The following is a 19,830-nucleotide window of genomic DNA, read 5'->3' as shown; positions in this document are numbered from 1 at the left end:
CTCCGGATCGATTTTCTTGGGCATGTGCTCATCCTTCCTGACTCAGAAGGAAGCGGCATCAAACCTGGGGTGATTCACCTCGACCTGGCCACCAGTGGGTACTTTTTCATGGCCACGGACATTCTACAGGAGTAAGCCAATATCTCTCGTGGAGACCATCTCGGCACCCACTCAAACCGATGACTGGACACTGTGGCGGACGAACAAGATGAAGTACGCCAGATCTGACCGATCAGCGATTCGCTTCAACGACTACATCGAGTTCTCGGCGATCCCCGAACACGCTCATACCGTCCGCCTCGGGCAGCTCACGCTCGTCGACTGGGTCCTGGATCGGTGTCAGCTAGTCAAGGACCCCAGCTCGGGACGAACGATTTTCGACCCCAACGACATCAGTCGCCGCCACGGATGCCCAAGGCTGGTCGCAGATTTCCTCGCTACGACAATTGCGGCAAGCTGTAGCGCCACAGATCATTGGACGGGGGACATTGCCGAGACCGACGGTCTGTTCTAAACAGCGACGTAGATCCTTTCCCGATGCCAGGTCAGATAAGACATTTCCGGAGCGACCGAGTCTGGGCCTAGGAAGATCCGCTCTCCCAGCGGCGGTTTGCCCAGTGCATGCCGAAGAGCCGGGGTTGCTCTCACGTCGCTCTCAACTCCCGGCGCGTAGCTCACACTGAGGTCCTCATTAACGGTGATCAGCCCGGTGTCGAACGCAACATCGTGCGTGGGGCACGCTGTGAGTCCATTCCGGAAGTCGAGCCGCTCATCATCCGAGCTATCACGCCACGGCTTGATATGACTCGCAACCATCATTCTCGGCCGACGCCGTCCCGCAATAGTTCCGCTCAAACCACAAAACACACAACAGTTTTCATGATTCTCCAGCACCGACTGGGCGAACCGATGCTGGCCGACGCGTACAGCGAACGTGAACATTTTCTGCGTCGTCAGGACTGCCGTCCTACTTCCTTTTCGCTTGTGCTGCTCCAGTTTTCTCTCGAATTCCGTCTCGACGACACTGACGTCGAGTTCAGCCTGACCCTCGAGTTGGAGAGCGAAACCATCCTCTAGGTGAAGGAAATCCGGCAGCTCGACCTCGTCGACGCTCAGACTTCGAGCAACGTCAAGTATGCGCAAGTAGAGACCTCTCAGTAGATCGAGATCTCGGAGTCGCTCGGCCACCTCCAGGTCATGCTTGCCGCCATGTGATCGAGTCCCGTAAAGATTCGCCATTTTTGCAATGATCGACGTGGGTGGACGTTTGAATACCCGGGCCAGATCCTGAACCGGGAATGGCGCGCGGGAGGCCGATGCGCTGCCGTACTCGCTGTAGTCCATTACCAAGGATGCACAGAAGCACAACACGACTTCGCACTGAACGAAATTCTTCTGATTGGTACCCGCAGGGACTTGTTCGCGAGCGAGAACCGACAGCCACTGATCTCGCAGCATGTCGTCGGTAGGGTCGACGAACGCTGCCACCCCGGGGCTCATTGGTTCTGTCGTCATATGCCCTCCAGCAGAACAGCAACCACTCCACATAGGTGCCGCACCTCAGCCACTGTGGGTGCAAGTTCATACGCATGGTGGTGGCACGCGTTGCTCAACCTGTTCCATGCCATCGCTGCAGCGTCGGCGTTCTCGGCTATGTCGAGCGACCGCAGAATCACAAGCCGCGATCGCATACTCGGTCGCTCGATATCCACGCCCAGCGCCACACATCGCGCGACCACCAACTCCTCCAACGCCTGGCGGGCGAGGAACGCGGCTAGACGCGCCGAACCGCCTGCAGCACCATGACTTCCGTCGAGCAGCAGTTCGGCATTTCTCAGCGCTACTGCCGGTGACGTGGTCGTAGTCATTCGGCGAGGATCCCGTCGACCATCTTCTTCAGATCGTTGACCACTTCCCAGGTGATCGGTCGATCTGCACCTTTGTGAGTGCCGGCGTTCGCAATATGGAGCGTCGGGAAGCGTTCGGTGCGGAAGCCTAGCCACTGCGATAGGTCGCGTTCAGAATCCTGGTGCACGGCGAGCGCAATCTTGTTGCGAGTCTTGTGCACCGCCGACCACCGCTCCTCGGTCACCATCCGAGACTCCCCCGCCCGGTGTTGCTTTGCATAGAACACCTGCTGCGCAGCCGATTCCAGAGCCAGTCGGAACAAGCCTGGTGCGACCCGCCGCTTGACGTCGTCAGGCACATTCTCGTCCAACACCAATGCCCGCACATCGTTGAAATACCGGGTCGCTTGATTCTGCGTCTCGGACACACTGATGTTGGAGCCTGGTTCGCGCATCACTTCGACGAGGCGCGCATCGACTGCGAGTTGCCTGATCGCAGTGGCCAATCGATCATCGTGGGAGAACACGATGACCTGCCTGGTCTCCGCGAGCGTCGACAGCACCTTGATGAAGCCGTCGATCTTGGCTGGATCCATCGCCTGGATCGGGTCGTCCAGCACGATGAATCGAAACGGACTGTTCGGCGTAGTCGCTCTCGGTATGAACAGCGCCAATGCCAACGCATGCAGCTCGCCCTGACTCATCACCGACAGTGCCTCGGACTCCACGCCGTCGACCGAACCGGTCATCACCACTCGCCTACTGGTGTTGTGGCCGACCAAGTTGATAGCACCGATGTCGACGTTGCTTTCCTGCCGCAACTCCGACCAAATGTCGCGCGCCTGCTCGGCAATCGGAGCGAGCCGCTGGTCCCTCAACTGCTTCGCGTGCGAGGCAATCCACTTCTTGGCCGCGTCGACGTTCTTGACGGCCTCATCCGCCTCTCGCGCCGCGGATTCGAGAGTGGCCCACGCGGCCAGACATCCAGCAATCGGTGCCCACGTGTCCTCACGCTGAGCCGCCGCTTCCTTGGCCTCGGTGCGCAGCGCCTCAGCAGACTCGATAACCGCGGGGATCGTCGTAGCCAAGTGATCCGCCACACCGGAAGAACTCGACGGTTGCTCTCGCGCCACGGCGACGGACTTTCGATACTCGGACAAGGACGGTAGGTCGATGCCCTCCACCGCGGAGGCGTCGGCGATTTCGTTCCCCAGTTCGACTGCGGCGCGTTGCGCTTGGTCGAGTCGGCGGCGGCTGTGCTTGTAGGCGACAAGTTTCTGGCTCTGCTCGGCCAACTGCGCCCGCGAGTGCTCGGCCCACGCATCGTCGAGCGTCCCCGTCGCGCAGACCGGGCACTCGATAGTGCCCGTCTCGGTGTGCAGTCGCAGGGCCGCATCGAGCAGATCGTTGCGCTGCTCCACCACCGACAGTGCCTCATCAGCTGAATCCGCGGCATCGGCCGCAGCCGCCCGAAGCTCCGCCACCACCTCGTCGACACGCTGCTGAGTCGGGGCGCTCAGCGCTGCGAGCCTCTTCAAACCGATGAGCGCGGGCGATGCCGATGCGTCGGCTCCAGTGGCGAGCGCCAGCACCGCGTCGAGATCCGCAACCCGCTTCTTGACCAGGGCTACAGCAGTTTTCGCACGATCGTCCGACGCATCCGACAACGAGGTCTTGAGCTGGCGCAGGCTCTCCGCTGCTCGTTGCCGGGGCCCCTTGATGTCTTTGAGTACCGCTGCCAGTCGCTTCTCGGCATCGGTGATCTCGTCGAGTCCGAGGAGTTTGGCCAGGGCGTCGTGCAGGGTGGACGGCGTCGCGTCGAACAGGCCGCCGATTTCGTCGTAGGACAGGATCGGGCGATGTAATTCGACGGCAGACTTCCACCCCAGTGCATCGGTACCGTTGCTGCGCTTCTGCTTTCCCACCTGAGTCCAGGTGGAGCATCCCTTGAGCGCGGCATCGGAGGTCCAGTCGACACCGACTACCGTCGGTTCGGACCCTTCGATCGTGAGCCCCACCCGCACCTCACAGGGGTCTCCCTGATGCAGATTGCGCCAGGTGTCGGCCCACAGCTTGGCCTTGTTCTCCCAGCGGTAACTCGAACCGGTGATCGCGAATTCGAGGGCCTCGGCAAAGCTCGACTTTCCCGATCCGTTGCGGCCACTGACGATCGTGATGCCCGGCGCGGGGTGTAGCTCCAGCGCTGCCTTGGGCCCGACGCCGCGGAATCCCGCGACAACAATCGAGGTCAGAAACGCACCGACCGGCTCTTCGACGAGCTGACTCCCCGACGGCTCCGGTACATGCGGGGTCGAGACACCGTCGAGCAGCTCTTGTAATGCTGTCGGCCCTTCCAGGGCTGCGAGAACGAAGTACTTGGCCTCGTCGGACAGGTCGTTGTCCGCGTCGATGGCGTCGATCACCACGTCGACGAGTGGCCTGTCGACAGCATTGTCGGCAACGGGCACCGGCACTCCCCTGTTCGTTCTGATGGCTAACCAGACCCCACAGTTCCATATGGGACTGACAGTTCGCAGGGACATCGAAAACGCCACCGAATGTGTCGGTACCCGATGCTTCGATGGCGGTATGTCACGACTCGACGAGGGGTTCCCGCCGCCCACGGCCTGTGTGCAGTGGTGTCAGCACCGCAGCTACAACCTGCATGTCCTCGACGACGGTGTGGAGGTGGACCTGGATTGGTGGAACGGCCATCTCGACAGGGCACGCCATGATCTACGGCTGCGCGGCCGCAACCTCGACGGCGAAATCGTCGAGTACGGCGGTGCCACTGTGCAGCGCAACGATCTTCGTATCGGCACCGATCTGGCTGTAGGCGAACACGATTCGCTCGGACTGCTGTTTCTCTGCGCAGCCTGGCAGGGCAGCCATCGGCACCGCAGAGAGATGCGGCGCTTCCCGGATGTCATGAACCCGCACCTCAGCCGTCCCGACGAGAACCCCGTCGCCAAGACTCTTGCCGTGCTCGACAGCTGCGTCCGCAACCGCGTAGTGCCCGATCACCCTAACTCGACCTGGTCCGGCTGGCCCGACGCACCGGGCGTCGGAATGTCACTCATGGCCACGTTCCTGTGGGCAGTGAAAGCCTCGGTCTACGGCGGTCCGGCGCAGTTGATCGATCAATACGGAGTCTCGACACTCATCCACGAGGGGTGGCTCGAAGATCCGGCGGTCACCGGATTTACTCGCCGCCGCTACGACCGCTACGTCGAACTCATCACCCACTGGGCCACCGACATCGGCACCAGCCCCGAGCTCGTCGAGATGTGGCTCGTGCAGCGCTGGAGCGCCCGACTGAACGAAGCACGACACGGCCGCTACACCGCGCCCACGTTGTTCTGAACGGCTCGAGTCCGGTCAAGGGGTTGCCGCGCCGCACATCGCGTTCTATGGTTATTCCGTAATTACGGAATAGCAGATTAGGAGAGCTCGATGCGACGCCGAACCTGGATCTCGACCGCCTGCACAGCCGTCCTGCTGGTGAGCGGATGCGCTACCGATACCGACGCAACTGCACCGACCACCACTATCCCGACGCCGGAGAACTGCGCTCCTGCCACTTCCACCGACCTCGCTACCGAGGACGGGTGGATCGGACTGATCGATCAAGCGCCAGACACCGTCAGCCTCGTCATCGACGACGGCCGCGGCCGAACCGTCGAACATCGGTCCGACCAGGAGCAGGTACTCGCCTCCGCGATCAAAGTGGTGCATCTTGCCGCCTACGCGCAGGCAGTCGCGAACGGCACCATCGATCCGAACGAGCAAGTGGCCCTATCGGATTGGGAGCGCTGGTACGTTCCCGGTACCGACGCCAACGCTCATCCGAATGCCCTGACCCGGTTGGGCATTGCGAACGCCGGCACCAACGCAACCGACCCCAATGCCACGGTTCGCATCGACGACATGGTCTCGGCCATGATCCAGGAAAGCGACAACTCGGTGCCCGACTACCTCCGCTACCGACTCGGCGATCAAGCACTCGTCGACGCCGCAGCCGCCGGAGGTTGGGAGAACTTCGAGGCACCGAGCATGGTGGCCGACATGCTCTCGGTCTTCGATCCCGCACTCGCCGATGCAGATACCTGGGAGACCGCGCAGAAGTGGGCATTCGACCCGCAGTTCCGGGCCCAGGTCGAGGCGTCCGTGCAAGTGCCGACCTACGAGGACCAGGTCGCCAGGGTCGAGAGCAGTTTCCGCGGCGGTTCGGCCGAAGAACTGAACGGAATGTATCGCGCCTTCACAGACGGAACCTACGGCGATGCATCCGACACCATTGTGCGCCAATTGGAATGGCAGCCCGCAGGTGACGGCGTTCTCGGTGTCGGGTTCAAAGGTGGCAGCCTCCCCGGTGTACTGACCCAGGGATTCGAGCTGCGCCGCAACGACGGAACGGTCGCGACGGCCGTGTGGCTGATCGATGGGCTCCCCGCGGACAGATTCGATCAGGCCATGGCCCAATTCGGAGTACAGCAGCAACTCATCCTCGAGGCGATGCAATCGCCGGACGCACTCGACCGGATAGCCTGCGTGGTGTGAGCACAGAGTTCGAATCGAGACTGGCAGAGCTCGAAGCCCGCGTCGCCGAGCTGGAACGACGCGACACTCCCCAGCAGCTCGATGCCACCCCGTCGACCGGCGGCATGATCGCCTACCAAGGCGACGTACATCTGCACGGCACCGTCCGCTGGGACATCAGCTACTCCCCCGACGCCATCGTGGAACTACCGGTTCCCTCCGCATCGGAAGTGCTTGCGGCTCTGGGACATCCGGTGCGACTGCAGATCGTGCGAACACTGCTGAGAGGCCCCGCGAACGCTGCAGATCTCCTTGCAGCCGTGGGACTCGGCTCGTCCGGCCAGATCTATCACCACCTCAAGACGCTGAGTTCGGCGAACATCGTGGAGCAGCACGGCCGCGGAGACTATCGAATCGCCGCCAAACGAGTTGTGCCGCTCCTGGTTTCGATGCTCGCCGCCGCCGATATCGCAGGCGATCTGGGTACCTGACCGCCTACAACACCGCGTGTCAGGGTACGAACAACACACCCAAGCCGGGGATGAGAGCGTTCGACGCATCGGGATTCTCGCGGTCGTGGGTCACCGTCACGAATACCGGACCCGCGCCCGTCCGAGCCGTCACCTCGGTCGGCAGGCGGTAGGCCTGCGAACCACCCTGATTGGCCGGCTGAGTCCGATCGATCTCGTCGTTCCAGTGCCGCAAGCCAGCGGAGCCCGCCTCACCGGTGGATAGGTTGCGCCAGTTGACCGTCAGGTGCCGGTAAGCGAACTGGTAGTAGTACGGCCGGATGTCGGCGGCCGAGAAGCGCACCTCACCCGGCTTCTCGCCGACCACCGCGCGAATCGGAATGGTCTGAACAAGTCCGCCGGGAACGCCCGCAGGGACGAATTCCGGCCCGGTCACGACAGGCACCTGCAGTACCGACTCTTGCGGCGCAGCGGTTGCAGTACCGGCACCTACGCCGAAGGCCAAGGGGACGGTCAGCGCCAGGGCGACGACTCCGCATCGGATCTTTTTCCTCATCGAGTTGCCTTTCGTAGGTGCGATCACGGCACGTAGATCAAGCCTTTGCCCGGGATCAGCGTGTCGGCGTAGGGCTCGCCGTCGTAGTAATCGCGGAAGTGGGTCACGGTGATCTCGACCCAGCCACTTCCGGTGGGCAGAGCTACTTCGCGCGGGTACTGCTCACTGTGTAGCGGCGGCAGGTCGGTGGGCGGGCCCGGGTTGGGGTTGTCCTGCCAGTGCCGCAGTCCCGCGCTTCCACGGAAGCCGATGTCCCAGTTTCGCCAGTTCACACCGAGACTTCGATACGGATACTGGTCTGCATACGGCGCGATATTCGCCGCGGACAACAGCAGAACACCCGGCTCGGTACCGACCGTGGCCTTCATTGGAATGGTCTGGAACAGCCCACCGGGCACGGCACCGGGTGCGATCTGGAAACCGGTGACGACCGGAATCTGGAGCAGCGTGGTCTGCGGCGCTGCCACGGCCGTTCCCGTGCCGATACCCAGAATCAGGGGGATCGTCAGTGCGATCGATACGACCGCTCGCCGCAATGTTTTTGGCATACAGCAAGTCTTTCGCTCATGTCGCACAACGAGATACCGGATCGCACGTGACACCGGACCAAGAACCCCAGGTTGAACCTGAAACATCAAGTGGTTCTTGAGTCTTTACCCGACCCACCCTCGCAGCCACAGCGACAAAAGGACCGCTCGGATACCGATTCGTGACTGGGTCGTGACACGAACGACGTTAACAGACCGCTTGGCCCGTTCGATTCAATGATCAGAGGTGATGCACTCGGCAGCCACCGGTGAGGACCATCGAATGAGGCAAGTCCGCACAATCGTGGCCACATGCGCGCTGATCGCCGCTACTGCTTTCGCAGCCACGGCCTGCGGCTCCCGCGAGCCGGTGAGCAACCCACCCGCACCGGCCACCAGCGCAGCGGCTGCTCCGTCGGCAAACGGATACTCCGACTCCGACGGTGGTAGTGGCTCGGGCGGAATCGCACAGGCTCCCGACGCAGTCACCCCAGTACAAGCAATTCCCACCGCCGCGGGCACTTCAGCCGTAGCGCCCGCGCCCAACCGCGACGATGTCAACGTCGATGCACGCGACTTCGAGCAAACCGGAGGACAGTACTTCTTCCAGTCCCCCAGCGGGAACGTGTTCTGCGGATTCAGCTCCTCCAATGCGCCCGGGACCATCGTGGGCTGCCAGGTCCGCTACTCGGTGCCGGGCAACACCGGCCGCGAGTGCCTCAACACCGAGAACAACACCTACGGAGTGAAGATCAACCAAGACGGCACCGTCGAACAGATCTGCACCAATCAGGGCATCTTCGTCGGCGGACCTGAACGACCTCGAGTCTTGGAATACGGCCAGGTCATCGGAGTCACCGGCACCTTCTGTCGCTCCACCGAAGCCGGCATCACCTGCTACGACGGCGACCGAGGCTTCATGATCTCCCGCGACGTCAACCTCGCATTCTGATGAAGGAGTTCACGATGATCCGCAAATTCGCGCTCGCAGCAGTACTGGCGACGGCTGTACTGACGGCCTGCGGAAATCAGGATGCACCCGCCGCCGATCCGGCCCCGACGACCAGCGTCGCCGCGCAGATACCTGCTCCTCCCCAGGTGACCATCGCCGCGCCGACCGACTCCAACGATGGCGACGCGGAAGGTGTGACAGAAGCACCACAGGCGACCGAATCGAACCCGACCGCTGCCGATCCCGCGAACAACACCGCACCCATCACCCCCGTCGACCCCGCCCGATACAGCGCGTACGGCAATCAGGTGGGCTGGAAGTCGCCGTCGGGAAACATCTATTGCAAGATCGGCGACAGTGAATTCTCGTCCGGGTGCCAGGCAGCAGATGCTCCGATACCCGACGGCGCGAACTGCGTCACCCCGTCGTTCACCATCGACCAACTCGGCAAAGGCTTCTACATGACCCCGGGGAAGGTGACTCCGACCTGCTTCAACCAAGGCGAATTCGGGGTCGAGAACGCACAACCGTTGGAATACAACACATCCATCACGTTCAATGGATTCACGTGTTTCTCTCGCGTCGAAGCGATGATCTGCGACGCAGGCGGCGGACACGGGTTCGTGCTGTCGATGCAGCAGGCGACGTCCAACTGATCAGCGAGCCTCGGTCAGCCCTTCGAGTCTGATGGCGTCAGGAATTCGAGCACAGCTGCCATGTCCTTCGCCCCGAGTCCGGATTCCAACGCCCGGTCGAGTACATCGCCGACGGTCGTGGCCTGCGGCAGCTCGAGTGCATGGTCGCGAGCCAAGGCGAGTCCGAGGCCCACGTCCTTGTGCAACAGCGACAACGGAAATGCCACCCCCGCTGCGGCCGGATCGAGAAAATGTTCCTTCTTGTAACCCACGTACGGCGCAGCCACGGCACTCGACCCCAACACCTCGTACAGGGCAGACGGGGCCAGACCTGCGGACTCGCCCAGGATCAGCGCTTCGGCAACGGCCTGATTCAGCGCTGCCAGAACCGAATTGACCGCGAGCTTGGCCACCGAGGCGGTACCGGCCGGGCCCGTGTGGAACTGAGCGCGCGTCACAGCCTCCAGAATCGGCGTCAGATAGGCGAATTGCCTGTCGTCGCACCCGACCATGGTGGTGATCTGGCCGGTCTCGGCCAGGCTCACACTGCCCGACACGGGCGCATCCACCACCGTGGTGCCCGAACCTGTTGCCCGCTCGGCAAATTCGCGTACCGCGGTCGGCCCGACGGTCCCCATCACCACATTCAGGTGCTCCGTGGCCCCGGCTGTGGCGATACCGTGCGCACCGAACAGCACCTCCTCGGTTGCAGCCGCGTCGGGCAACATGCTGAAGGAGATCTCGGCTCCGGCCAGATCGGCGGGTGTCGTGGTGATCGTCATTCCGAGATCGACCAGTCCGGCAGGCGCTGTGTCCGCCGTCAGATAGAGGTCGTACGCGGTGACCGTGTGGCCGGCCTCCAGGAAGCGTCGAACCATGTGGGTACCCATGCGGCCGACTCCGGCAAATCCGATGTGCATTTCTTCTCCTAGCGTGGGGCGAAACCGTGCAGTGCGTGTAGTGCCGTGGCGATCAGGGGGTTGTCGTGCCGCCGACTCGCACCAGCAGCTTCTGTGCGTCACCGTGGGGATCGAGAAGCCTGTCGAACCCGTCGACGACGATGTTCTCGACGTCGATGATTTCCGAGACCACCTTTTCCACCGGGTACCGTCCCGAGGCGACCAGGGCGATGATCCGCGGCCAGTCGTACACCGGATAGCACCAGGTACCCACCAACGTCAGGTCCTTGTTCGCCATCGCCATCGGATCGATGGTCGCCGGCTTGACGTGCAGACCGACCTGCGCGACGGTTCCGCCGGAACGAACGCTCTCGAGCGCTGCCGTCAGGCCGAGCTGATGACCGGAGCATTCCGCAGCAGCGTCGACACCGATGCCACCGGTCAGCGCGCGGACGGCGGCCGGGATGTCCTGCTGCGTCGGATCCAGAACCTCCGCGATTCCGAAGGCCTCGATCAGCTTGCGTCGCTTTTCGTTCGGTTCCGAGACGATGATCCGTGATGCTCCCGACGCGTGTGCGTACAGAGCAGACAGAGCCCCGATCGGTCCCGCACCGGTGATGAGAATGGTGTCGCCTGCCCGCAATCCGGTGCAGTCGACGCCGTACGCCGCCACCGCCGCCGGCTCGATGAGCGCACCCTGCACATCACTGACGCTGTCCGGCAGCACCGACACCTGTTGTTCCTGCACGGCAACCAGTTCCGAGATTCCACCGCCACCCCAGCTCAAGCCAGTGCAGGCCATGACTACGCAGAGATGGTTCAGCCCACGACGGCAGTAGTAGCACTTGCCGCAGGTGATGAGCGGCATCACCGACACCCGGTCGCCCACCGAGACCGACGCGACATCCGAGCCGATCTCGACCACGCGAGCAGAGAACTCGTGTCCGAACACCTGCGGAGCCTTGGCTCCGGTGAGTGCGTGGGGTTCGGTCGGGATGACGATCGGGCCGAAGGCGTACTCGTGTAGATCCGTTCCGCAGATGCCGCAGAAGAACGGTCGAAGCAGAACCTCGCCCGGGCCGATCTTCGGGGCCGGAACATCTTCCACCCGTACGTCGTGTCGGTCGTGAAATACCGCGGCGCGCATAGCTTTCTCCTGAAGTTGATGACCTGTGTGAAGGGGGTGATCCTGCTCAGACCGCGGTGATTCCGCCGTCGATGGTGACCGCGGAACCGGTCTGATAGCCGACGTCCTCGCGCAGAAGGAAGAGCACCAGCTCGGCGATCTCCTCGGGGGATCCATAGCGTCGCAGCGGAGTGCCCTCGATGAACCGGTCTCGCTCGAAGTTCGGGTCGTCCGGGTTGACCAGACTCTCGGACCTCGACATCAACGGTGTGTCGACCGGTCCCGGGCAGATGCAGTTGACGCGGATGCCGTGGGCGGCGGATTCTGCTGCGGCGCTTCGGGTCAGACCGAGAACTGCATGTTTGGTCACCACGTAGTCGGAGCGATCCGGTGCGCCCTTGAGGCTGAGAATCGAACCGGTGTTGACCACGGCTCCCCCACCGGACCGACGCAGCAGCGGCAGTACGTTCTTGAGTCCGAAGAACATGCCGTTGAGGTTCACGTCGATCACTGATCGCCATTCGCTCTCGGTGGTGTCGACGATGGACTTGTGCACTCCCTCGACACCGGCGTTGTTGAAGAACAGTCGAGGTTCACCGATCAGCGACGTCGCGGCGTCGGCATACGCTTTCACCTGTTCGTGCACGGAGACGTCGGCGGCGAAGGGGTGGATCTCGCCCTCCGACTCCGACGCGGTGCGCTCTGCGGCGGCCATGTTCATGTCGACGGCGAGCACCCGGGCACCCGCGGCGGCCAGGCGATGCGCCACCGCCCGTCCGATACCGCTGCCGGCACCGGTGACGATTGCACCCTTGCCGCTGAATGAGGACTGTTCGCTCATCGGTCTCTCCTCGGTAGCACTCCGGCCGCGCGGTAGCTCTCGATCTTGTCCAGGAAGCTGTCGAACGTGGACCGGAATCCGAGGAAGCCGGCCTTGCGGCTCTTGGTCATATCGGTCAGGCATTCGATGTCGCGGCCCAGGTCGCCGTCCGTATGCCACCAGGACGCAAGGCGATCGACATCTGCTTCGACCAGATCGTGCTTCGCAGCGATCTCGGACCAGACCTTCGCGGCGTCACCCATGCGCTCGTCGAGCGGCTTTGGGGCATCGGCGAATCCGACGGGTTCGACACCGAACGCCTCAGCGATCTGTGGCCACATCCAGCGCCATCGGAACACGTCACCGTTCGCGATGTTGAAAGCTTCGTTCTCGCCCTCGACATGTGTTGCAGCCCAAATCATCTGCTCGGCCAATAGATCTGCATCGGTGATGTCGGTCAACCCGTTCCACTGGGTGTCCGAGCCGGGGAACACGAACGGCGCGCCGGTCTCGCGGCAGATCTCGGCGTACACGCCGAGGGTCAGCGCCATGTTCATCGCGTTCCCCACCGCGTAGCCGAAGACGGTGTGTGCTCGGTGCACACTCCAGGTAAACCCCTGCTCTTCCGACGCTGCGAACAGTTCGTCCTCTTGGGTGTAGTAGAAGTTCGGGTTCGGCAGCCTGGGTTCGCTCTCGTGGAACGGAGTTTCGGCCATGACACCGGTCGCGTAATCGTCGAACGGTCCGAGGTAGTGCTTGAGGCCGGTCATCAGCGCGACATGACGCAGCGCGGACTTGCCCTTCATGGCACCGAGGACGTTGCGGACGATGGCTCCGTTGACCTCGATGTTCTCGGCCTCCGAGTCCTGCTTCATCCAGGCCGTGATGAACACGATCTGCGGGTCGACGCCCTCGAGTGCGGCAGCCAACGACTCCGGATCGAGCAGATTCGCCGAAACCGGCACCACGCCCTCGACCGGATTGGTCGTGCCGCGGGCCAGACCGTAGGTGGTCCATCCTGCGTCGACGAGCTGACGCGAGATGGTCTGGCCGGCAATGCCGGTGGCCCCGATGACGAGCGCCGCCTTGCTGGGCGCGCTCATCGGATGGCCGGATCGATGAGGACTTTGCCCTCGACCTTGCCGGTCGAGAGCCGGTCCAGCGCCGCGGGCAGATCCGCCAGCCCTACCGGCGCTTCGGCCAGCTCCGAGCCGAGCGGACCGGTGTTCAGAATGTCCAGTGCAGCAGGCAGATCGGTGTCGCACACGTGCGCGAGGGTGGTTTCGAGAGTGATCTCTCGAAAGACGAGCGAATGCACATCCAACTCCGGTTTCTCTTTGGGAATTCCTACTGCGAGTACGCGGCCGCCATCGGCGACCATGGTCAGCGCCGACACCAATTGGCCGGGTGCTCCACTCGCTTCGATGACGACGTCGGGCTTCTTTCCACCCAGGGCCTCGATGACCTCGGCTGCGAGGTTCTCGGACGGTGTGCGTGTTCGGTGCGCGCCGAGGCGAGTCGCGCGATCGAGCCTCTTGCCCGCGAAGTCGACGACGGTGACGTCGACGTCCACCAGATGCTTCAGGCCGGCGAGGACGAACGAGCCGATGGCTCCGGCTCCGATGACCACGACGTTGTCACCGTCGCGGGCACCCGAACGCCGCGCCGCGTGAATGCCGACGGCCAACGGCTGGGCGAGGCCGGCGTGGTCGACGGACAATCCCTCCGGCAACCGTCGTAGTGTCTTCGACGGAACCCGCGCGTACTCGGCCATGCCGCCGTCGACGTTGAGTCCCAGGGTCGTGTAAGTCGCGCACTGGTTGGTGCGGCCTTCCTTGCAGCGTCGGCATGTGCCACACCAGATTCCGGCTCCGGTGGCGACCAGATCTCCGGCCGCGAACTCCGAATCGGGGTCCGCTTCCACGACCTCTCCGACGAATTCGTGACCGAGGATCAACGGCCCCTGGTGCCCACTGTTGGGGTGGCGGTGCAGAACCGGGAAGGTCTTGGGTCCCGCGACCCACTCCGAGGCGTCGGTACCGCAGATACCCGAGCGCAGGACGCGTACGAGCGCCTCGCCAGGCGCGCGTCGGGGAACCGGAACCTCCTCGACGCGAATGTCGTGCGCGCCGTAGTACACGGCGGCATGCATGGTGTCGGGCACGATTCCTCCTGGACGAAAATAGACTGTGATGTGCGCTACTAACCTGAGTGTAGAGTAACACTGCACATGTTCAGTGCATAGCGTTTCCGACACGAAAAGCTATGGAAGAGCACCGAACAGCGGAATGGCCGACCAATGAGACAATCGATGCACTACGGTCCGTCCAGTGGGTGCGTACACCCAGTGTCAGGGGGAGACGTTCGTTGCAGAGTGGGAGGCGACAGAGAAGATGACCGAAGAGAGCGTCGAGGTCGACACGACCGAGACAGCCGTTCAGATGAACGCACAGATGGGCCTGCGCCTACGGGGTGCGCGCGAGAAGGCGAACATGTCTCTGCGTGAGATGGCGCGTCGAGTTCACCTGTCCCCCAGCTTCATTTCTCAGGTCGAGCTGGGTCGCACGGCCCCCTCGGTCGGCACGCTGTACGCCATGGTCACCGAACTCGGGCTGTCGCTCGATTCGCTGATGGCCGAGGATGTTGCACCCCGCGACCTCGAATCCCCACCACCGCCGGTCCGGCCGAAGCTCGCCGACCGCACGGAAGTAGCGCACGCAGCCGGCAGCGGGCGACCGTCCTCGGTGCTGCCACTCCCCGAGGTGGGATCGCTTCCAGGACTTCAGCGCGCCGACGAACGCCCCGAGTTGTACCTCGGCGGCGTCCGCTGGGAACGACTGACTCCGGACGACGATCCCGAGGTGGAGTTCCTCCGCGTCACCTACCCCGCCGGAACCGAGTCCTGCCCCGCGGACAATCTGATGAACCACGGCGGCAAGGAATACATCCATATCCTCTCCGGCCGGCTCGAGATCCAGGTCGCCTTCGCGCGGCAGGTGCTCGGCCCCGGAGACAGCCTGCATTTCGACTCCTCCATCCCGCACCGGTTGAGCAATCCTCACGACGAGACCTGCATCGCCGTGTGGTTCGTGGTCGGGCGTCAGAAGTAACTCGGTCTCACACTGCGGTGTAACCGCCGTCGACCACCAGCGCGGCACCGTGAACGAAGCGGGCCTCGTCGCTGGCCAGGAACAGCACCGCGTTGGCCACGTCCTCCGGCTCACCGACATGACCGATCGGGTGCTTCGGTTCCATGATGTCGAGGTAGCCGCGGAGCCCACCCTCGCTCCGCTCGGCCAGTTCACGTACGAATGGAGTCAGGATGGTCCCGGGATGGACCTAATTGACCCGAATCCTGTCTCGTCCGTAGGTCGCAGCGTCCTTCTTCGTCATGATCGTCACCGCGCCCTTGGCCGCGTGATACGGGGCCATCTCGTGCGACCCGACGAGCCCGTAGATCGACGAGATGTTGACGATGCTGCCGCCGCCGTTGGCGCGCAGGTGTCCGATGACGTGTTTGGTGCAGAAGAAGACACCCTTGACATCGACCGCGAACACCGCGTCCCATTCCGCTTCGCTGACTTCATCGGTCGGCTTGTCCACTCCGGCGATACCGGCGTTGTTGACGAGAATGTCGATCTTCCCGAACGTCGCGGACACCTGCCCGAACACCGAGGACACCTCGGCTTCGTCGCTGACGTCCACATGCCAGAACGACGCTCGGCCGCCGGCTTCTTCGATCAGTCGAACGGTCTCGGCTCCGTCCTGCTCCGAGACGTCGGTGACTGCAACCGCAGCCCCGTTCGCTGCGAACAGCGTCGCCATCGCGCGGCCCATCCCGTTTCCGGATCCGGTGACGATGGCAACTTTGTCGGCCAGACGAGTCATGAAAAATCCTCGGTGTCGTAGGTGTAGAAGGTCAGAGCGTGGCATCGAAAGTGATGTGCACCTTGATGTTCTCGGCCGGCTTCTGTGCTTCGTCGAGAGCCGTGACGGCGTCGTCGGCGGCGATTTCACGTGTCACCAGTCGGCCGAGATCGAGTCCGCTCTTGGCGATGAACCGCAGCGTCGCCGGCCACACACCCGGTGAACCGATCGCGCCGCGGATGTCGAGTTCCTTGGATTGGATCAGACCGAGCTTGGCCGGTGCCGACCGTCCGACGTCGATGCCGATGTACACCACACGTGCGCGGTGCCCGGCGAGTTCGAGTGCGCTGGCCATCACTTCGGGACGACCCGTCGCCTCGACGACGACATCGGCACCGCGGCCGTTGCTTTCACGATGGAGTAGATCCTCGATCTCGTCCGGGGTCACCGCGTGCGCAGCCCCCAACGACAGGGCGGCTTCTCTGCGGCTCTCGGACGGTTCGACGACGATGGTCGTCGCCCCCATCGCGGCACCACCGGCGACCACGCCGAGCCCGATGGGTCCCGCTCCGAGTACGACGAGTACGTCGCTCGCGTTGACGTTCCCCGCACGCATCAGCCCGTAGTAGCCGCAACTGAACGGCTCGACGAGCGCACCGCTGGTGAACGAGACCTCGTCGGGAAGCTTGTGCAGCCATGCGGGTTTGACGACGAAGAACTCCGCCGCTGCCCCGCTGATGGAGAACCCGAAGTGGTCCTCGCCGATGACGCATTCTCCGACGACCCGGTCTCCCACCTCGAAACCGTCGACGTCGGTGCCGACTTTCGCCACCTCACCGGACCACTCGTGGCCGGGGATGATGGGGTACTCGAACGGGATGATGTAGCGGCCCTCGAGCAGTTCGATGTCGGAGTGACAGACGCCGACCGATCGTGCTGCGATCAGAACCTCGTCCGCCGCTATGGCGGGTATGTCCAGGTCTGCGACCTCGGCTCGGTTCTCTGCGACGAATCTGAGTGCTTTCACTCGTGTCTCCTCTATAGAACGTTGATGTGACGAGCGGCCGGGTCAGCGCTTGTGACCCGAATTGCGCTGTTGCAGAGCGATGTACAACACGGCCGCCACGATGACGATGGCTCCCTGCAGCCAGTACTGCCAGGCAGTGTCCAGGCGGAGGAAGTTGGCCAGGGCCAGGATCACCTGGAGGAGCAGCGCTCCGAGCAGTACTGCGATCGGTGAACCGCTTCCACCGCGCAGCAGGGTTCCGGCCACGACGACCGCGGTGATCGCCGAGAGGGTGAAGCCGATGCCCTGATTCGGGTCGCCGACACCGACCTGCCCGACCAGCATGATGCCGCCGAGCATCGTCATCAACGAGCAGCCGATGTAGGCCGCTGTGACGGTGAGTCCGGTGCGTACGCCCATCTTCTCGGCGATCGCCGTGTCGGATCCCGAGGCGCGCAGAGCAATTCCGGGACGAGAGAAGCGCAGGACGACGCCGAGCACGACGGCGGCGAGAACTGCGACGACGAAGGCGACGGGGATGGGACCGACGCTGTAGTTGATGACATCGAGGATCGCGAAGTCGACGTAGCCGTCGATCTCCGGGCGCAACAGCAGTGAGATTCCCTGAATACCGATATAGGTCACCAATGTCGCTGCGACCGCGGTGAATCCGAGACCTCGAATCAAGCCGCCGTTGATCGCACCGACGACCACTGCGGCGACCACCGCAACCGCGACACCGGCGAGCAAACTCCCCACCGACGCCCCGTCGAACCAGAAGAACGAGATGATGACCAGCACCAGCCCGGTGAGCGGGCCGACCGACAGGTCGATACCGCCGGTCATCACCACCAGCATCTGGCCGAGCGCGATGAACGCCAGCGCGGTGGTCGTGAGCAGAACCGACACGAGGTTGGCCTCACCGAGGAACCGAGCGTTCTGGGTGGTCGCGATCAAGGACAACACGATGATGGCGCCGAGCAAGGTGTACGCGGGCAACGACCGGACGAGTCGATTCGGCGGTGCGCTCACGTCCTCGGTACGCGTGGGCGCGCTGCTGCTTCGGTGCCCGGTGGCCGAGACCATGGCCTGCATCATGTTGTGTTCGGTCACCGCGTCACCGCTGAGCGACTCGACGACGGCACCGCGGGAGATGACGAGAACCCTGTCGCACAGACCTTCGAGTTCGACTGCGTCGGAGGACAGTACGACGATCGCCATCCCCGCCGCTGCCGCCGAACGCAGCTGCGCATAGATCTCGGCGCGGGCTCCGGCGTCGACGCCCTGCGTCGGCTCCTCGGCCAGCACGAGAGCAGGCTCGGACATCAGTGCGCGAGCCAGCACCACTTTCTGCTGATTACCTCCGGACAGATTCCCCACCGCTGTCTCGACGCTCGGTGCCTTGACGGTCAGTGCCGTCGCCATGGCCGTCGTGAGTCGGCTCTCGCGGCTCTTGTCGATGATCCCGTGCGAGACGAATCTCCCGAACGCGCCGAGTGCGGAGTTCTCCCTGATCGAGAAGTCCGGCAGCACGCCCTCACCGGCGCGATCGGCCGGCATGAACGCAATTCCGGCGCGGTGTGCGTCGGCAGAGGACGTCAGCGTCAACTGCTCACCGCCCAAGCGCACGGTCCCGGTGGATTCGGTCAGACCCGACAGTGCCCTGAGCAGAGCTACCTGCCCGTTGCCCGCGACACCGGCAAGTCCGACGATCTCGCCCGCACCGACCGTGAACGAGATGTTCTCGAAGTCCGGGCTCGACAGGTTCTCGACGACAAGGCCTTCCGCGGTCGGCCCGGCACCCTTCGGAGGAAACACCGCGTCGACGTCACGGCCTGCGATGAGCGTGATGATCTCGTCGTCGGTCAGCGTCTGCGGGTCGTAGGAACCACGGACCCGGCCGTCACGAAGAATCGTCATCGTGTCCGCCAGTTCCCGAACCTCGGGGATGCGGTGGGTGATGTAGACGACGGCAACTCCGGCGGCAGCGAACCGGCGCACACGCTCGAAGAGCAGGTCGACCTTGTCCTGGACCAGCGGTGCGGTCGGCTCGTCGAGAATCAGCACCTTGGTGTCGGTGGCGAGCGCCTTGGCGATCTCGATGAGTTGACGCTCGGCAATGGGAAGGTCGCCGCACTTGGTGTCCGGGTGCACCGTGCACCCCACCACGGCCAGCTTCTCGGTCACCCACGGGCCCATCTCGAACACCGAGGGCCGCATGCTCTGGGGGATGGCGAGCACGAGGTTCTCGGTGACCGTCAGGTCCGGCAACAGAGCCGGGGTCTGGTGGACGATCGAGATGCCCAGCGCCAGTGCGTCGGCCGGCGTCAGGTCGGTTCGCTCGACTCCGTCGACGACGACCGATCCCGACGTCGGGGTCTGGGTTCCGGAGATGATCGACATCAGCGTCGACTTGCCTGCGCCGTTCTCGCCCAGCAGTGCATGCACCTGACCGGGCCGGATGTCGATGTCGACCCCGGCCAGCGCGGTGACCGGGCCGAAGGTCATGCCGATACCGCGGACCTGGAGGTACGGCTCGGTGAGAGTGGCTGTGGACGTTGAAGTCTCGTTCATCGAAGCTCCTGA

General features: G+C 63.6%; 19 protein-coding genes and 1 pseudogene. 7 read left to right on the top strand and 13 right to left on the bottom strand.

Annotation, left to right across the window (positions count from 1 at the left end):
* The first annotated feature begins 94 nt into the window (after window positions 1-94).
* The gene (locus tag R4P47_RS25135) at window positions 95-514 is read left to right on the top strand and encodes a type ISP restriction/modification enzyme (protein ID WP_411567353.1); all 420 of its coding nucleotides are present in this window, start codon (window positions 95-97) and stop codon (window positions 512-514) included.
* Here R4P47_RS25135 and R4P47_RS18745 read toward each other — a convergent pair.
* From R4P47_RS18745 to R4P47_RS18735, 3 genes are read right to left on the bottom strand one after another with little or no spacing between them, the layout of a single operon-like run.
* The gene (locus tag R4P47_RS18745; protein WP_317785426.1) at window positions 511-1,488 is read right to left on the bottom strand and encodes an HNH endonuclease; all 978 of its coding nucleotides are present in this window, start codon (window positions 1,486-1,488) and stop codon (window positions 511-513) included. The two genes, R4P47_RS25135 and R4P47_RS18745, sit on opposite strands and share 4 nt — an antisense overlap.
* Window positions 1,489-1,511: 23 nt before the next feature.
* Window positions 1,512-1,868, bottom strand: coding sequence for a hypothetical protein (locus tag R4P47_RS18740; RefSeq protein WP_317785425.1), 357 nt, complete (start codon window positions 1,866-1,868; stop codon window positions 1,512-1,514).
* A complete protein-coding gene (locus R4P47_RS18735; protein ID WP_317785424.1) occupies window positions 1,865-4,315 on the bottom strand; it encodes an AAA family ATPase in 2,451 nt (816 codons plus the stop codon). The genes R4P47_RS18740 and R4P47_RS18735 overlap by 4 nt, the downstream gene beginning before the upstream one ends.
* Window positions 4,316-4,436: 121 nt before the next feature.
* On the opposite strand from R4P47_RS18735, the gene R4P47_RS18730 reads away from it, so the two are divergent.
* The 3 genes from R4P47_RS18730 to R4P47_RS18720 all read left to right on the top strand — a co-directional run bounded on the left by R4P47_RS18730 (window position 4,437) and on the right by R4P47_RS18720 (window position 6,877).
* The gene (locus R4P47_RS18730) at window positions 4,437-5,210 is read left to right on the top strand and encodes a hypothetical protein (protein ID WP_317785423.1); all 774 of its coding nucleotides are present in this window, start codon (window positions 4,437-4,439) and stop codon (window positions 5,208-5,210) included.
* Between the two features lie 90 nt (window positions 5,211-5,300).
* On the top strand, window positions 5,301-6,407 hold the full coding sequence (locus tag R4P47_RS18725; RefSeq protein WP_317785422.1) for a serine hydrolase: 1,107 nt from the start codon (window positions 5,301-5,303) through the stop codon (window positions 6,405-6,407).
* Window positions 6,404-6,877 (top strand): metalloregulator ArsR/SmtB family transcription factor, encoded by a 474-nt coding sequence (locus tag R4P47_RS18720; RefSeq protein ID WP_317785421.1) that lies wholly within the window; start codon window positions 6,404-6,406, stop codon window positions 6,875-6,877. The genes R4P47_RS18725 and R4P47_RS18720 overlap by 4 nt, the downstream gene beginning before the upstream one ends.
* Window positions 6,878-6,896: 19 nt before the next feature.
* On the opposite strand, the gene R4P47_RS18715 is transcribed toward R4P47_RS18720, so the two are convergent.
* Both R4P47_RS18715 and R4P47_RS18710 read right to left on the bottom strand, forming a co-directional pair.
* Window positions 6,897-7,412: a hypothetical protein gene (locus R4P47_RS18715; RefSeq protein WP_317785420.1), complete on the bottom strand. Its 516-nt coding sequence runs from the start codon at window positions 7,410-7,412 to the stop codon at window positions 6,897-6,899.
* Between the two features lie 23 nt (window positions 7,413-7,435).
* Window positions 7,436-7,960 carry a hypothetical protein gene (locus R4P47_RS18710; protein ID WP_317785419.1) on the bottom strand — a complete coding sequence of 175 codons (525 nt, stop codon included), beginning with the start codon at window positions 7,958-7,960 and terminating at the stop codon, window positions 7,436-7,438.
* A gap of 262 nt (window positions 7,961-8,222) precedes the next feature.
* On the opposite strand from R4P47_RS18710, the gene R4P47_RS18705 reads away from it, so the two are divergent.
* Window positions 8,223-8,891, top strand: a complete 669-nt coding sequence (locus R4P47_RS18705; protein WP_317785418.1) for a hypothetical protein — start codon at window positions 8,223-8,225, stop codon at window positions 8,889-8,891.
* A 14-nt stretch (window positions 8,892-8,905) separates the two neighbouring features.
* Complete coding sequence (locus R4P47_RS18700) at window positions 8,906-9,547, top strand: hypothetical protein (protein ID WP_317785417.1); 642 nt, start codon at window positions 8,906-8,908, stop codon at window positions 9,545-9,547.
* A gap of 14 nt (window positions 9,548-9,561) precedes the next feature.
* Here the strand turns inward: R4P47_RS18700 and R4P47_RS18695 are convergent, their stop codons facing one another.
* From R4P47_RS18695 to R4P47_RS18675, 5 genes are read right to left on the bottom strand one after another with little or no spacing between them, the layout of a single operon-like run.
* Window positions 9,562-10,446 carry an NAD(P)-dependent oxidoreductase gene (locus R4P47_RS18695; protein WP_317785416.1) on the bottom strand — a complete coding sequence of 295 codons (885 nt, stop codon included), beginning with the start codon at window positions 10,444-10,446 and terminating at the stop codon, window positions 9,562-9,564.
* A 52-nt stretch (window positions 10,447-10,498) separates the two neighbouring features.
* Complete coding sequence (locus R4P47_RS18690) at window positions 10,499-11,572, bottom strand: 2,3-butanediol dehydrogenase (protein WP_317785415.1); 1,074 nt, start codon at window positions 11,570-11,572, stop codon at window positions 10,499-10,501.
* 46 nt (window positions 11,573-11,618) lie between these two features.
* Window positions 11,619-12,392 carry an SDR family oxidoreductase gene (locus R4P47_RS18685; RefSeq protein WP_317785414.1) on the bottom strand — a complete coding sequence of 258 codons (774 nt, stop codon included), beginning with the start codon at window positions 12,390-12,392 and terminating at the stop codon, window positions 11,619-11,621.
* Window positions 12,389-13,474, bottom strand: a complete 1,086-nt coding sequence (locus R4P47_RS18680; protein WP_300517331.1) for an SDR family oxidoreductase — start codon at window positions 13,472-13,474, stop codon at window positions 12,389-12,391. The genes R4P47_RS18685 and R4P47_RS18680 overlap by 4 nt, the downstream gene beginning before the upstream one ends.
* Window positions 13,471-14,535: a zinc-dependent alcohol dehydrogenase gene (locus tag R4P47_RS18675; protein ID WP_317785413.1), complete on the bottom strand. Its 1,065-nt coding sequence runs from the start codon at window positions 14,533-14,535 to the stop codon at window positions 13,471-13,473. Before R4P47_RS18675 ends, R4P47_RS18680 begins: the two co-directional genes overlap by 4 nt.
* A 229-nt stretch (window positions 14,536-14,764) precedes the next feature.
* On the opposite strand from R4P47_RS18675, the gene R4P47_RS18670 reads away from it, so the two are divergent.
* Window positions 14,765-15,481, top strand: coding sequence for an XRE family transcriptional regulator (locus tag R4P47_RS18670; RefSeq protein WP_317785412.1), 717 nt, complete (start codon window positions 14,765-14,767; stop codon window positions 15,479-15,481).
* 7 nt (window positions 15,482-15,488) lie between these two features.
* Here the strand turns inward: R4P47_RS18670 and R4P47_RS18665 are convergent.
* The 3 genes and pseudogenes from R4P47_RS18665 to R4P47_RS18655 form a co-directional block, all read right to left on the bottom strand.
* Window positions 15,489-16,259: pseudogene (locus R4P47_RS18665) on the bottom strand (SDR family NAD(P)-dependent oxidoreductase).
* Window positions 16,260-16,290: 31 nt separating this feature from the next.
* Complete coding sequence (locus tag R4P47_RS18660; RefSeq protein ID WP_300514965.1) at window positions 16,291-17,265, bottom strand: zinc-dependent alcohol dehydrogenase; 975 nt, start codon at window positions 17,263-17,265, stop codon at window positions 16,291-16,293.
* 42 nt (window positions 17,266-17,307) lie between these two features.
* Window positions 17,308-19,818, bottom strand: a complete 2,511-nt coding sequence (locus tag R4P47_RS18655; RefSeq protein ID WP_317785411.1) for an ATP-binding cassette domain-containing protein — start codon at window positions 19,816-19,818, stop codon at window positions 17,308-17,310.
* Between the last annotated feature and the right edge of the window lie 12 nt (window positions 19,819-19,830).

This window comes from Rhodococcus sp. IEGM 1370 (assembly GCF_033142325.1).
Taxonomy (GTDB): domain Bacteria; phylum Actinomycetota; class Actinomycetes; order Mycobacteriales; family Mycobacteriaceae; genus Rhodococcoides.
This window is presented reverse-complemented; position numbering and strand designations above follow the sequence as displayed.